The sequence below is a fragment of the Micrococcus endophyticus genome, assembly GCF_014205115.1.
Taxonomy (GTDB): Bacteria; Actinomycetota; Actinomycetes; order Actinomycetales; family Micrococcaceae; genus Micrococcus; species Micrococcus endophyticus.
Genome location: NZ_JACHMW010000001.1, coordinates 1,967,722 through 1,981,578, shown reverse-complemented (window position 1 = coordinate 1,981,578; position 13,857 = coordinate 1,967,722). Strand labels below are relative to the sequence as shown.

General features: G+C 70.2%; 11 protein-coding genes and 3 pseudogenes. 10 read left to right on the top strand and 4 right to left on the bottom strand.

What is annotated here, in order from left to right; translation table 11 throughout:
* The first annotated feature begins 3 nt into the window (after positions 1-3).
* The 8 genes and pseudogenes from HDA33_RS09010 (at position 4) to HDA33_RS08975 (ending at position 7,207) form a co-directional block, all read left to right on the top strand.
* The gene (locus HDA33_RS09010) at positions 4-672 is read left to right on the top strand and encodes a response regulator transcription factor (protein WP_184173895.1); all 669 of its coding nucleotides are present in this window, start codon (positions 4-6) and stop codon (positions 670-672) included.
* Positions 669-1,803 (top strand): annotated as a pseudogene (locus tag HDA33_RS09005) (HAMP domain-containing sensor histidine kinase); the annotation flags it as partial. The gene HDA33_RS09010 and the pseudogene HDA33_RS09005, both read left to right, overlap by 4 nt.
* A gap of 100 nt (positions 1,804-1,903) precedes the next feature.
* Positions 1,904-2,242, top strand: a complete 339-nt coding sequence (locus tag HDA33_RS09000; protein ID WP_047691956.1) for a heavy-metal-associated domain-containing protein — start codon at positions 1,904-1,906, stop codon at positions 2,240-2,242.
* Between the two features lie 100 nt (positions 2,243-2,342).
* Positions 2,343-3,008 (top strand): annotated as a pseudogene (locus HDA33_RS08995) (DUF305 domain-containing protein).
* A 79-nt stretch (positions 3,009-3,087) separates the two neighbouring features.
* On the top strand, positions 3,088-3,363 hold the full coding sequence (locus tag HDA33_RS08990; protein ID WP_184172648.1) for an SHOCT domain-containing protein: 276 nt from the start codon (positions 3,088-3,090) through the stop codon (positions 3,361-3,363).
* Positions 3,360-4,847 (top strand): multicopper oxidase domain-containing protein, encoded by a 1,488-nt coding sequence (locus HDA33_RS08985; RefSeq protein WP_184172646.1) that lies wholly within the window; start codon positions 3,360-3,362, stop codon positions 4,845-4,847. The genes HDA33_RS08990 and HDA33_RS08985 overlap by 4 nt, the downstream gene beginning before the upstream one ends.
* A gap of 88 nt (positions 4,848-4,935) precedes the next feature.
* Positions 4,936-6,267 carry an APC family permease gene (locus HDA33_RS08980; protein ID WP_184172644.1) on the top strand — a complete coding sequence of 444 codons (1,332 nt, stop codon included), beginning with the start codon at positions 4,936-4,938 and terminating at the stop codon, positions 6,265-6,267.
* Positions 6,268-6,331: 64 nt separating this feature from the next.
* Entirely contained in the window at positions 6,332-7,207 is an 876-nt protein-coding gene (locus HDA33_RS08975) for a potassium channel family protein (RefSeq protein ID WP_184172642.1), read from the top strand.
* Positions 7,208-7,262: 55 nt separating this feature from the next.
* Here the strand turns inward: HDA33_RS08975 and HDA33_RS08970 are convergent, their stop codons facing one another.
* From HDA33_RS08970 to HDA33_RS08960, 3 genes are all read right to left on the bottom strand, one after another.
* Positions 7,263-8,522, bottom strand: coding sequence for an NADH-quinone oxidoreductase subunit N (locus HDA33_RS08970; protein WP_246416924.1), 1,260 nt, complete (start codon positions 8,520-8,522; stop codon positions 7,263-7,265).
* Between the two features lie 368 nt (positions 8,523-8,890).
* Positions 8,891-10,138, bottom strand: a complete 1,248-nt coding sequence (locus HDA33_RS08965; RefSeq protein ID WP_184172640.1) for an ApeA N-terminal domain 1-containing protein — start codon at positions 10,136-10,138, stop codon at positions 8,891-8,893.
* Positions 10,139-10,355: 217 nt separating this feature from the next.
* A complete protein-coding gene (locus HDA33_RS08960) occupies positions 10,356-10,757 on the bottom strand; it encodes a VOC family protein (RefSeq protein ID WP_420826916.1) in 402 nt (133 codons plus the stop codon).
* Positions 10,758-11,330: 573 nt separating this feature from the next.
* Between HDA33_RS08960 and bioB the strand changes: the two genes are divergently transcribed.
* Together bioB and HDA33_RS08950 are read left to right on the top strand one after the other, a co-directional pair.
* Positions 11,331-12,512 (top strand): biotin synthase BioB, encoded by a 1,182-nt coding sequence (gene bioB, locus HDA33_RS08955; RefSeq protein ID WP_184172638.1) that lies wholly within the window; start codon positions 11,331-11,333, stop codon positions 12,510-12,512.
* Between the two features lie 93 nt (positions 12,513-12,605).
* Positions 12,606-12,845, top strand: a complete 240-nt coding sequence (locus tag HDA33_RS08950; protein WP_184172636.1) for a hypothetical protein — start codon at positions 12,606-12,608, stop codon at positions 12,843-12,845.
* 92 nt (positions 12,846-12,937) lie between these two features.
* Here HDA33_RS08950 and HDA33_RS08945 read toward each other — a convergent pair.
* Positions 12,938-13,843: pseudogene (locus HDA33_RS08945) on the bottom strand (FAD-dependent monooxygenase); the annotation flags it as partial.
* Positions 13,844-13,857: the final 14 nt, after the last annotated feature.

Genomic DNA, 13,857 nt, shown 5'->3' with positions numbered 1-13,857 from the left:
GCTCTGCATCCTTCCGTTGGATCAGAGCCTCCACCAGACCCGGAGCGATTCAACCTGGCCCGCGCCGGCTACGCGGTGGACCTGGCGCACACCGGCCCCGACGCCCTGGAGGCCGCCCGCGACCGGAGCCTGGACGTGGTGGTGCTGGACCTGGGTCTGCCGGGGCTGGACGGCATCGAGGTGTGCCGCAGGATCCGGGGCTTCTCCGAGTGCTACGTGCTGATGCTCACGGCCCGCGGGGACGAGGAGGACAAGCTGGCCGGGCTGGCGGCCGGGGCCGACGACTACATCACGAAGCCCTTCAGTGTTCGCGAGCTCGTCGCCCGGGTGGCCGCGGTGCTGCGCCGGCCCCGGACCACCGTGGCCCCGGTCGAGCCCGCCCGGGAGTTCGGGGAGCTGACCGTCGACCTCGCGGCCCACGAGGCACGGGTGGGCGGGCGGCCGGTGGGCCTGACCCGCACCGAGTTCGACCTACTGGGGGCCCTTTCGGCCCGCCCGCACCAGGCGCTCACCCGCCGCAAGCTCATCGACACCGTCTGGGATCCATCCTGGGTCGGGGACGAGCGGATCGTGGACGTGCACATCGGGCACCTGCGCCGGAAGCTCGGGGAAGACCCGATCGGCTTCATCGACACGGTCCGTGGGGTCGACTACCGGATGGTGACACCGTGAGTCCCCGGCGCGAGCGGAGCCTGGCTACCCGGTTCTTCACCGTCCAGGTGCTGGTGGTCGCAGCCTCCCTGGCGGCGGCAGTCGTGGTGGCCTCCCTGATGGGCCCGGCGATCTTCCACAATCACTTGATCATGGCCGGGCATGCGGAGAACTCCCCGGAGTTGCTGCACGTGGAGCAGGCCTACCGCGACACCAACCTCATCACCGTGGCCGTGGCCGTGGCCTTGGCCACGGCCCTGATCTGCGCCCTGGTCGCCAGCCTCTGGTTATCCCGTCGCATCCAGGGTTCTCTCGGGAAGCTGGCCGAAGCCGCCAAAGGCATGTCCCGCGGCCGCTACGACACCCGGGTACCGGCCCTGGGTGCCGGAGCGGAGGTGGACGGGGTGGCCACCGCGTTCAACACCATGGCGGCTCGTCTGCAAAGTACCGAAGGCACCCGCCGGCGGATGCTCTCGGACCTGGCCCATGAGATGCGCACCCCGATCTCGGTGCTCACCGTGCACTGCGAAGGCCTCCAGGACGGGGTCATCCACTGGGACGAAACCACCAGCGAGATCATGACCGACCAGCTGGGACGCCTCACCCGGCTGGTCGAGGACATCACCGATGTCTCCCGCGCCGAGGAGGGGCGCATCGACCTGGACCGCCCAGAACAGCCCGTGCTCGAACTGCTGCACACCGCCGCCGAGGCCCACAGGGAGTCCTACGCGGCCAAGGGCGTGGCCCTCGACGTGGACGTCGACGATGAGACCGGGGTCCTGGAGGTGGACCGGCAGCGGATGGGGCAGGTGCTGGGCAATCTGCTCACCAACGCCCTGCGCCACACCCCAGCGGGTGGGACGGTCACCGTCAGTGCCACCCATCAGATGTCCGGCCAAGTGGTCCTCTGCATCAGCGACACCGGTGAGGGCATCAGTGCCGAGCAACTGCCTCAGGTGTTCGAGCGCTTCTGGCGCGGGGACACCGCCCGGGACCGAGACCACGGCGGCTCGGGGATCGGGCTGGCCATCTCCAAAGCTACTGGTCGAAGCCCACGGCGGCACCCTGACCGCCGCCTCCCCCGGCCCCAGACACGGCGCGGTGTTCACCATCCAGTTGCCGCCCCCCCCAACTGGCCGATCTGCCTCCCGCTCGGGAGGCTCACTGACATCCTTGCACTATACCCCCCCAGGGTATATACCTGAGAGGCGAGGGGCGTTCCCCGTTCCCTCACGATCCGAAGGAGCCCACCATGACCAGCTCGCCCCGCCACCCCCTGCCGATGGCCGCCACCGGTTGCGCCTGCTGCGCTCCCACCTCTGTCCCCGAGGAAGCGGGGACTGCCGTCGAGGCGCAGTCGCCGTCCTCGGACGGCACCGCCACGACCTACCAGGTGGAGGGCATGACCTGCGGCCACTGCGCCGGCCGGGTCACCGAGGCCCTCACGGCGTTGGAGGGGGTCCTTGACGTGCAGATCGACCTCGTAGCCGGCGAAGCTTCGGCCGTTACCGTGACCAGCACCACCCCTGTCGCAGAGGAATCCGTGCGCGCCGCAGTGGCGCGTGCAGGATATGCGGTCACCTCTTCCTGAGCGTGCCGGGACCGGATCCCCCACGGCCCGACCCGGCTCCCGGTCTCCAGGCCCTGCCTGGGGCCACCACCACCCGACTACCCCACGTAAGGACATCCCCATGAACCGAGCCTCTTCCCTCACCGCCGTGGCCCTCGCGTCTGCCCTGGCCCTGGCCGGCTGAGGCACCGGAGGCGGAGAGAACACTGACGCGGCCTCCGAGACCCCCAGCTCCACAGCTGCCGCCACCGGGGCCGGCAGCGCCTCGAGCACCCCGTCGGGCGCTACCTCAGGGGAACCGATCGCTGAAGAGCACAACGACGACGACGTGATGTTCGCGCAGATGATGATCCCGCACCACGAGTAGGCCGTGGACATGAGCGAGATCCTGCTGGCCAAGGACGACGTCCCCGCCGATGTCCGGGCCTTCGCCCAGAAGGTCGTCGATGCCCAGGGACCGGAGATCGAGCGCATGAACCAGATGCTGCGGACCTGGGAAGCGCCGATGCCCGGCGAGGACTCCACGTCCATGGGCCACGGGGCCGGCGGGATGATGAGCGAGGAGGACATGGGCATGCTCAACGATGCGCAGGGGACGGACGCGGCCCGGCTGTACCTGGAGCAGATGACCGTCCACCACGAGGGCGCGGTCGAGATGGCCCGGGACCAGGTCGAGCAGGGGCAGAACCCCCAGGCCGTCGAGCTCGCCCGCCAGGTGGTCGAGGACCAGGAGGCGGAGATCACCGAGATGGAGCAGATGCTCCAGGAGCTGCCGGACGGTTCCTGACCGCCCCGGTGACCGGCGTCGCCGCCCACGGGCGGCGCTCTGTAGGAAGCAACGAACCGATCGATGAAGGAGGACCGCGATGATGTGGGGCGACGGCATGGGAGGAGGCATGGGCTGGATGTGGATCTTCTGGCTCCTGCTGATCCTGGGCACGGTGGTGCTGATCTTCGTGCTCGTGAAGGCGTTCACCGGGAACTCGGGCGGCGGGACCCGGCAGGGCGGGAGCGCCCCGCCACCGACGGGTGCCGGCCCGCGCCGGTCCCGGGAGATCCTCGAGGAGCGCTACGCGCGCGGGGAGATCAGCGCCGAGGAGTACCGCGAGCGGCTGCGGACCCTGGACGAGGGCGACCGGTGAGCCCGCTGACGCGCCGGCAGCTGCTGGCCCTGGGCGCGGCCGGGGCCGGCGCCGCGGCCGCGGGCGGGGCCGGGCTGTGGTGGACCGGCGGCGGCGGCCAGGCCCTCGGCGGCGGCCGGGAGCTGGTGCAGCCCGAGGTGCTGTCCAGCCGCGACGGGGCCCTGGACCTGGCCCTGGAGGCAGCCCCCGCCCGGGTGCGGATCGGGGCGCGCACCGCGCACGTGCAGGCGTTCAACGGCTCCCTGCCCGGGCCCACCCTGCGGGTCCGCCCCGGCGACACGCTCCGGGTGGCGATGACCAACGGCCTGGACGACCCGACGAACCTGCACGTGCACGGCCTGCACGTCTCCCCGCAGGACAACGGGGACAACCCCTTCGTGAGCATCGCCCCCGGGGAGACCTTCGACTACGAGTACGTCCTGCCGGGCGACCACCCGCCGGGCACCTACTGGTACCACCCGCACCACCACGGCCACGTGGCCGACCAGCTCGCCGCCGGGCTCTACGGGGCCATCGTCGTCGAGGACCCCGACCCCGTCCCGGTGGCCCGGGAGCGGGTCCTGGTCGTCTCCGACATCACCCTGGACGCCTCCGGGAACCTCGCCGAGGTCTCCCCGCCGCAGCAGATGATGGGCCGGGAGGGCGAGACCGTGCTGGTCAATGGTCAGGTCCGTCCCGAGGCCACCGCCGCACCCGGGGAGCGGGAGCTGTGGCGGGTCGTCAACGCCTGCCCATCCCGGTACCTGCGCCTGACCCTCGACGGCCAGACCCTGCGGCTGTCCGGCCGCGACCTCGGCCGGCTGCCCGAGCCGGTCGAGCTCACCGAGGTGACCCTGGCGCCGGGCAACCGGGTGGAGCTGCTGGTGGACACCCGTGAGGGCACCTCCACCCTGGGGGCCGCCCCGGTGGACCGCGGCAGCATGGACGGGATGATGGGCGGGGCCATGCCCGGGGACGGCCCCGGCAACGACGAGCCGATCGAGCTGCTCACCCTCGAGGTCGCCGGGGACCGGGCCGGGGACGCCGGGCCCGTGCCCGCCGGCCCGTCCCTGCGGGATCTGCGCGAGGAGCCGGTCGAGGCCCGGCGCACCCTGGACTTCGCCATGGGCATGGGAGGGATGGGCGGGATGATGGGCAGCATGCGCGGGCCCGGGCAGATGATGTCCTTCACGATCGACGGGCAGCAGTTCGACGCCGAGCGCACCGACCAGCGGGTCCGGGTGGGCACCGTGGAGGAGTGGACCCTGGTCAACTCCAGCCCCATGGACCACCCGATGCACCTGCACGTGTGGCCGATGCAGGTCGTGTCCGAGGCAGGCCGCGACGTCCCCGGACCGCGGTGGCAGGACGTGGTCAACATCCCCGCCTTCGGGGAGGTCACGGTCCGGGTGGCCTTCGAGGACTTCGGCGGCCGCACCGTCTACCATTGCCACATCCTCGACCACGAGGACCTCGGCATGATGGGCACCGTGGCGGCCCGCTGAGCACCGTGGGCTCGGCCCACCGACCCTGTCCGAACCACCCCACCGCTGGGGGCGTTCGCTGCCCGGCAGGAAGGACGTGCACCTCCTCATGGACCACGACACGCAGACGCAGCAGAAACTCTCCCTGACCGGTTCCGTCGCCGTCGGGACAGGGGTGATGATCGGCGCGGGCATCTTCGCCCTCGTGGGGCAGGTCGCCGAACTGGCCGGCGGCTGGGTGCCCTGGGCGTTCCTCGCCGGCGCCGTGGTCGTGGCGTTCAGCTCCTACTCCTACATCCGCTACTCGGCCACCAACCCGTCCTCCGGCGGGATCGCGATGCTGCTCAAGGCCGCCTACGGCCCGGGGGTTCTCGCCGGGTCCTTCTCCCTGTTCATGTACGTGTCGATGATCCTGGCCGAGTCCCTGCTGGGCCGCACCTTCGCCTCCTACCTGCTGCGCCCCTTCGGCCTGCAGGGCTCCGAGGTGTGGGTGACGGTACTGGCGGTGGTGGCGATCGTGGCCGCCGCCCTGGTCAACCTGGCGGGCAACCGATGGGTGGAGCGCTCCGCCACGGTGACCGCGGCGCTCAAGATCGTCGGGATCGCCGTGCTGGCGATCGCCGGCATCCTCGCCGCCGGGGTGTCCTCCCTGGGCCGGCTGTTCACCGCCGCCGACCGCACCCCGCCGGAGACGGGATGGCTGGGCTTCCTGGCCGGGACCACCCTGTGCATCCTGGCGTACAAGGGCTTCACCACGATCACCAACCAGGGCGCCGACCTGGAGCAGCCGGAGCGCAACATCGGCCGCTCCATCATGATCTCCCTCGCCCTGTGCACCGTGCTCTACCTGCTGATCACCGTCGCGGTGACCGGCAGCCTGACCGTGCCGCAGATCGTCGAGGCCCGGGACTACGCCCTGGCCGAGGCGGCCGAGCCGATGTTCGGCGCCTGGGGCGTGACGCTGACCGTGGTGATCGCCGTGGTCGCGACCCTGTCGGGGCTCATCGCGAGCCTGTTCTCGGTCTCGAAGCTCTACGACATGCTCCGCGACATGGGCCAGGCCCCCGGGCTGCCGCGGAAGGAGGGCCACCAGTCCCTCTACATCACGGCGGGACTGGCCATCGTCATGGCGGCCTTCTTCGACCTGTCCCAGATCGCCTCCCTCGGCGCCATCCTGTACCTGGCCATGGACATCGCCATCCACCTCGGCATCCTCCGCCACCTCAAGGACGACGTCGGGGCCAAACCGTGGATCCCCTGGGTCGCGATCGCCCTCGACGTCGCGGTGCTCGTGCCGTTCGTGCTGCTGAAATCCCAGTCGGACCCGTTCACCCTGGTGATCACCGCCGTGGTGGCCCTGGTCATCGTCGTGGCGCAGTGGTTCACCGTGCGGCACCGCTCCGACGAGGACGCGCGGCAGGGCGAGCACGAACAGCACTGAGGACCGGTGAGCCGCCCCGGAACCCGGGGACCGGAAGAACAAGAACCAACGACGGAGGTCGATCATGGACGTACTGCTGACAGTTCTGGGGATCGTGGTCATCGTGGCCGGGCTGATGGACATGTTCCACACCCTGTTGCACCCCAGCGGTCAGGGACGTCTGAGCCGGCTGGTGCTCTCCACGGTGTGGAGGGTCTCGAAGGTCACCGGTCACCGGGCCGGCTCCGCGGTGGGGCCGGCGGCGATGGTGGCCGTGGTGCTCCTCTGGGTGGTGCTGCAAGCAGCGGGGTGGGCGCTGATCTACTACCCGCACGTCCCGGGCGGGTTCATGTACTCCTCCGGCATCGACGCGGCCGCCTACCCGGACGCGGTCGAGGCCGTCTACGTCTCCATGGTGACGCTGTCGACGCTGGGCTACGGGGACGTGGTGGCCACCGACCCGTGGATCCGGGTCGCTTCCCCGTTCGAGGCCTTGACCGGGTTCGCTCTGTTGACCGCGGCGCTGACGTGGTTCACGCAGATCTATCCTCCCCTGATGCGGCGCCGGGCGCTGGCCCTGGAAATCAAGGGCCTGGCCGACGCCGACTATGCCGAGACGATCGGGGAGGTCGAGCCGGCCATCGCCTCCCGGGTCCTGGATTCCCTGCAGGCGGATCTCACGAAGATCTCCGTGGACTTCACCCAGCACACCGAGGGCTTCTACTTCCAGGAGAGCAACCCCGACCTGTCCCTGGCCCGCCAGCTGCCGTATGCGCTGCGGCTCCGTGATGCGGCCATGGCCCGGTCCGAACCGGCGGTGCGGCTGAGCGCCCAGCGGCTGTCCTCGGCCCTGAACCAGCTCGGGTCCGAGATCAAGGACGACTTCGTGGGCACCGGGGAGCACCCCGGTGAGGTCTTCGCCGCCTATGCGGCCGAGCACGGCCAGACCACCCGGGCCTGAGTTCGCCCCCCTCGGCGTTGCACACGGGCGGTCCGGGGCGCGGAGGTCGCCGCACCTACATGACCACGGGGCCCTCGAGGGCAGCCCACAGGACACCGGCCAGGACACCCAGCACCAGGCTCGCGACCGCGGCGACCCCGGCGGTGACGGCCGGCCAGGCGGCCGCCCCGCCGCGACCGGGGAACCCCGCCGTGTGCTGGTCCGGGCGGGCGAAGACGGGGGCGAACCAGCGCAGGCAGTAGAAGAGGCTGAGCACGCTGCTGAGCATCACCACCAGCACCAGCCAACCGTGCCCACCGTCCCAGGCGGCGGTGGCGGTGGTGAGCTTGCCGACGAACACGGCCAGCGGCGGGGTGCCCACCAGCCCCAGCAGCGCCACCAGCAGGGCCAGCCCCAGCCCGGCACGGGCCCGTGCAAGGCCCCGGTAGTCGGCCAGCTCCCGGTGCTCGGGCAGTGCGGCGGTGACGGCGAAGGCGGCGACGTTGGTGACGGCGTAGGCGGCGAGGTAGAACAGCAGCGAGGGCAGGGTCAGGTCGCTGCGCCCGGCCGCGGCCACGGGCACGAGCAGGAACCCGACCTGGGCCACCGTCGACCACCCCAGCAGCCGGCGGGGGTCGGTCTGCCAGTAGGCCGCGAGGTTGCCCAGGACCATCGAGGCGGTGGCCAGCAGCGCCGCGACGAGCAGCCAGGAGCCGTCCCCGGCGGAGACCGTGGCCACGAGCCGGTACACGGCCACCAGCGCCCCCACCTTGGGCACGGTGGTGAGGAACGTGGCGGCGGTGGCCCCGGTGCCCTGGGCGGCGTCGGGAACCCAGAAGTGGAAGGGCACCCCACCGGCCGTGAAGAGCAGCCCGGCGAGCACGCCCAGCACGCCCGCGCCCACGGCCGCGGCCGGGGCGGCGGGCAGCTCCTCCTGGAGCAGGGCGTAGTCGGTGCCGCCGGCCAGGGCGTAGAGCACGGTGACCCCGAGCATGAGCAGGATCCCGGACAGCGCCCCCATGAGATAGGTCTTCATGGCGGCCTCGGCCCCGGCGCGGCCGCCGGTGAGGCCGACGATCCCGTACAGGGGGATGCTGGCCAGCAGGAACCCCACGATCAGCACGAGCAGGTCGGTGGACCCGGCCAGGACCATTACCCCGGTGGTGGCCAGGAGCAGCAGCGCGTACGTGTCCGACTCCCGCGGGGACCCGGCGATCTCCCCGGAGGCCACCCCCAGCACCAGCAGGGTGGTCAAGGCGGCGATCACCCGGGCGGCACCGGTGGCGGTGTCCACGGTGAAGGTGCCGCTGAAGGCGCTCTGCGCGGGTCCGGCCATGGCGAGGGCCGCGGCGGTCGCGGCACCCAGCAGGGCCAGGGCTGCGGCTGCGCGGGCGATCCACTGGCGTCACCGGGGCAGGAACGATCCGCCCAGCAGCATCTAGGGCGCCCGCTCGCACGAGGTGGGTGTCGAGATGCAGCGGAGATTTCGCACGACATGCGGCAAATTATTTTCAGAACCAGGTTTCACGCGGCCTGTGCCAAAAGTTGGCGTCGCCACCAATATCTTATTGGCGAAGCTCCTCCGTAATCGATCGGGACTGGATCACGTGGTTCGCTCGCCGGGGCACATGACAGACGCACGGCGCGGCCCCGTTGATGCTGATGTCGACGTGATCGTGTGATGTGTTGGCCCCAACGGGACGGTCAAGCCAATTCGTACGGTGGGTATAGCGGGTCCAGCTGCAGACGAGCCTCCAGTACTGCGCGAGACGTACCGAGACGGCTTGCCAACCAGAACCGCATCATCAGTACGTTCTCCCTGTGGGCGTTGAGAATGTCGAGCTGCTCAGGCTTCTCATTGTCCGCGTGTTTCACCCCACGGTACGTAACTGCGCTGCGCGTCTTCCACTCAGAGGGGTCCTGTACGGGTTTGAATGGCGTGTCCTCGAGAATCGCCTCGGTCGCGTCCCAGTAGGAGGCGCTGTTCCTCTTGCCCTCCTTGACCTTGCCCTTCTCAAGCAGCAATTGATGGCCGAGCGCTTCAATGGCGAGCCCTGATTGCAGCAACTTGGTCTCGGCGTACGAGTTGCCTTGGTCGAGGAGAGAGACCAGGGGCCCGAATGTTCGGGTGAACGTCTTGCGAATGCGTAGCCATCGGCGCACCCCGGCTACCCCGATGTCTGGGAAGGAGAACAAGAAGCGGGGATCCTTACCCCAAGAATTGTGCTCGGGGAGTCGGTAAGAGGCGACGCTTGCCCACTTGTCTCCGATGGCGTCTCCGCTGAGCACCTTCTCGGGGTCATCGCCCCTATTGACTCGCACCTCAGTGAAACCGAAAGGGTGCCAGGCTGAGAGCATTGTGAGCTCGCGGATCGCCATGATCGGATCCAGGTGGTCTTGCCAAGCGCGCGGGCGTTTGGAGGCCGTCATTAACTGGACCACATCATGGGCAGTGAAGGAGCCAGCCTTCTCGTCCGTTGAGGTAGCCCACGTTGGACGCAACCCCAGATTGACGCCGCGGTCAAGCCGTATCTGCTCTAGGGAGTCCAAGTGGATCAAGGCGTTCTCAGCACGACCGCGTGAGTCGTAGGAAACATCGAACTGCACACTCTTGAGTTGCGTCCAGGCAGACAGTATCGGCATGGATGCGCGGACGCCATTGATCTTCGCGTACTTCTCATTTCGTGCTCCCAAGACGGCGAAATCGGCTCGAAGACGCCCTTGGCCAGTCGATAACGAGTACCGGTGAGACTTGGCAGTGCAGCCCACCAGTGCTATCGGGCCGTCGACGTCCTCGAACAATAGAACGGATGGGACTCTCCCAGCCGGGTTGCTGACGCGTGCCGGTCCGAGGCTCTCGAACCATGGGCCGTACGGGCCGGGGCGGCCAAATTGCCCCAGGGGCAAGGTGAGCTCGATCGCGCTTCCGGTGTCCTGGAGTAGCACGATCACGGGAGGCGTCGACGTATTTGCCGAGTGGAGCCAGCCGAGCCGAGGAGCCCCCGGTTGGAGCATGTTCGATTGGGCCATTGTTCTCCTATTTTCGGCATGCAGATCGTTCGTTCGTTTTCATTCTCGCTCTATGGGGGGAGGAGGAGAAGCGGCCGAGCGCCGCATATTTGGCTAATTGACCCGGTTTAAAAGCTGTCCATGCCCCCGGGCGGAACACCTAGCCAAAGAAGATGCAGAACGGGTGACCAGTCGGGTCCGCGTAGCCATAGAGGGGCTCATCGGGGTCGTCGGACTCGTCGTTGATGAGCCGGGCGCCAAGGTCCAACGCCCGGACATGGGCGGCAGTGAGGGACTCCCGGTCCGGCACCGTGAAGTCCACATGCGCCTGCATGGGCACCTTGGGGGAGGCCCACGTCGTGGACCTGAGCTGCTCCGTCTGCTGGAACGCGATCACCCGCCGGCCATGCTCGTCCAGGAGCACGAGCCAATCGGCTTTGTCCGCCTCGCCGCTGGTGGGCTCGTCACCCTCGCGGTAACGCAACCTCAAGAGCTGGCGGTCGAACTCGGCCAGTCCTCGAGCGTCAACGGCGTCGAGAATTGGTTGCAGCAGCCTGGGCACGCACACTATGGCTGAACCCTAGCAAGGGGTCCCGGTGGGACCGGGCCGCGCCTCATGCGGGCGGGGAAGCGGGCCCCGTGGACCCCCACCGCCTCCCGAAGCCAGCCAGCATCACGGTGAGGTCATCCTCAGCATGCGCCCCCGACATCAGCCGCTCGTCCAGCGCCTCGGCCGCCGGCCGGCCGATGTGCACCGCGGTCGGTGCCGGTGCGGGTGCCTTGGCGCGGAGGGGCTGACCGTGGTTCCCCTCTGGGGGTGCCTTGCCCCGATGTCACTGATGTGGGGATCCGCCTTGGCGTCAACGGATCAGGTGCCCAATCGGGTATGAAACATATTTGCGCGTTTGTGAAATCTTCGCTGCATCTCGACACTAGAGGCGTGTCGCGGTATGAAACATATTCGTGCGTTTGTGAAATCTTCGCTGCGACTCGACACCGGCCCCTCTGGACCGGCGCACTCGCTGACGTCGGGGTCATGGTCCCGCGCCCCTGAACGCTGTTCAATGAACACTGTTAGAGTCCCTCGGGTCAGACCCACCCGGGGCCGAGCCCCGCCCACCGGAGAGGCCCTCCCATGACCGCAGCCCAGGACGCCGCCGTCGTCGCTCCCGCCCTCGACCCCGAGGAGCTCGTGGACCGCATCGAGGCCGGACACCGGCTCACCGCCGCCGAGGCCGTCGCCGTGCTCGACGCCCCGGACGCCGAGACCTTCCGGCTCGTCGCCGCGGCGTCCCGCCTGCGCGAGCGTCACTTCGGCCGCACCGTGAAGGTCAACTACCTCGTCAGCCTCAAGACCGGCCTGTGCCCCGAGGACTGCACCTACTGCTCCCAGCGGCTCGGCACCGAGGCCCAGATCCTCAAGTACACGTGGCTCAAGCCGGACGAGGCCGTGCGCCAGGCGGGCCTGGGCATCGCCGGCGGCGCCTCCCGCGTGTGCATGGTGGCCTCCGGCACCGGCCCCACGGACCGGGACGTGGACCGCGTGACCGAGATGATCGGCCGGCTCAAGGACGAGCACCCCCAGGTCGAGGTCTGCGCCTGCCTGGGCAAGCTCAAGGACGGCCAGGCCGAGCGCCTCAAGGCCGCCGGCGTGGACGCCTACAACCACAACCTCAACACCGCCGAGTCCCACTACGAGTCCATCTGCACCTCCCACACCTACGCCGACCGCGTGGACACGGTGGAGCGCGCCACCGCCGCCGGCCTGTCCTCCTGCTCCGGCCTCATCGCGGGCATGGGGGAGACCCACGCGCAGCTGGCGGAGGCCGTCCTCGCCCTGCGCGAGCTCGACTCCGACTCCATCCCCGTCAACTTCCTCATGCCCTTCGACGGCACCCCGCTCGCCGGGCACGTCCAGCTGACCCCGCTCGAGTGCCTGCGCATCCTCGCCGTGGTCCGCCTGGCCTGCCCGGACAAGGAGCTGCGAATCGCCGGAGGGCGCGAGATGCACCTGCGCTCGCTGCAGGCCGTGGGCCTGCAGGTGGCCAACTCGATCTTCCTCGGCGACTACCTCACCTCCGAGGGCCAGGACGCCGAGGCGGACCTGCGCATGATCGCCGACGCCGGCTTCACCGTGCTGGGGGCCGCGGCCGCGCCCGCGGACGACGACGGCGCCCCGGACGGCGGCTGTTGCGGCGGGGGTGGGTGCGGGGAGGGCGGCGTCGAGGACGCCTCGACGCGGGGCGGCACGTCGCCCTCGCCGTCACCGGCGCCGCGCCGCCGCGGCGCGGGCACGGCCGAGCCGGCCAACGCCTGAGCCGGCCGACTCCGGAGCCGGCCGCAGGATCGGCTAGCGTGGGGGCGCCCGACACCGCCCCGCCCCAGCCGCGCCCCGCGCAGGAGGACCGTCATGACCGACGAGCAGGACGCCGTGGACGGACGCGCCGGCGTCCCGTCCTGGCGCGTCATCGCCGACCGCATCAGCGCCGAGCACCGCGCCGCGGACGGCGGGCCGATCGACGAGGTGGACCCCGCCGACTTCGACCTCGACGAGGACTGCTGCCTCGGCGGCTGCTGCGCGAAGGGCATCGCCTACCTGGACGCCGTCGAGCAGGCCGCCGCCCGCCGGGCCCGCCGCACCCGCGCCTGAACCCCCGGACGGACGGACAGGAGGACAGACGGAACCGCGCCGCCGCGGTCGATGCCGCGCGCCTCGAAGATGTCGTCGGCCGGGTCCGCCGCGAACACCTCCTCCTTGTCCGTGAGCTGGTACGGGCCCATCTTGGGCAGGAACAGCGCCGGCACGTCGGCCAGCTCCACCTCCTGGTAGGGCTGCTGGTAGACCACCTTCGCGTCGAACACGGAGTTGAGGTCCGCGCCCTCGGGGGTGAAGCGGCGCACCGGGGAGTCGGGGGAGTCCGCGAGCCAGTCCGCCAGCTCCCGCACCGCGGTCCGGTCCTCGTCCGCGAAGGCGTAGAGCCGCCACCGGCCGTCCGCCTCGAACAGGTGCCCCAGCTGGCGCGGGGACGTGTCCGCCACGCGGCGCACCGCGGCCCTCGAGGACCTGGCCGAGCTTCCAGGTCAGGTTCCAGCCGTCCTGCATGGACACGTTCATGCCCTGGCCGGCCTGGGCGGAGTGGGTGTGGCAGGCGTCGCCGGCGATGAACACGCGCGGATTCCGCCGCCCGACCTCGGCCGGGGGGCGTCGTCGATGCTGCCCAGGGACACGGAGAAGCGCGCGAGGAAGCCGCCCTCGCGGGGGATCAGCAGGATCGTGCCGTCCTTGTCCGACTGGATGCCGCACTTCTGGCGGATGTCCGGGAAGTCGGTCTCGAGCAGGACGTCCATGACGGACCAGGCATGGGCCGAGGGGTCGCGCACGACCTCGATGCCCGTGCAGTCGCGGACCCGGCTGCGCGAGCCGTCGCAGCCCACCACGTACGTGGCGCGCACCGTGCGCTCCTGCCCCTGCGGGTCGCGGAGGCGGACCTGCACGGGGTGCTCCTCGCCCTCCTGGACCTCCAGCTCGAGGAACTCGTAGCCGAAGTCCGGGGTGATCCGGGCCGGGCCGCGCTCGGCGTACTCGGCGAAGTAGTCGATCACGCGGGCCTGGTTCACGGTGAGGAACGGGAACTCGCTGACCGCCGTCGTCGGGAGCATGC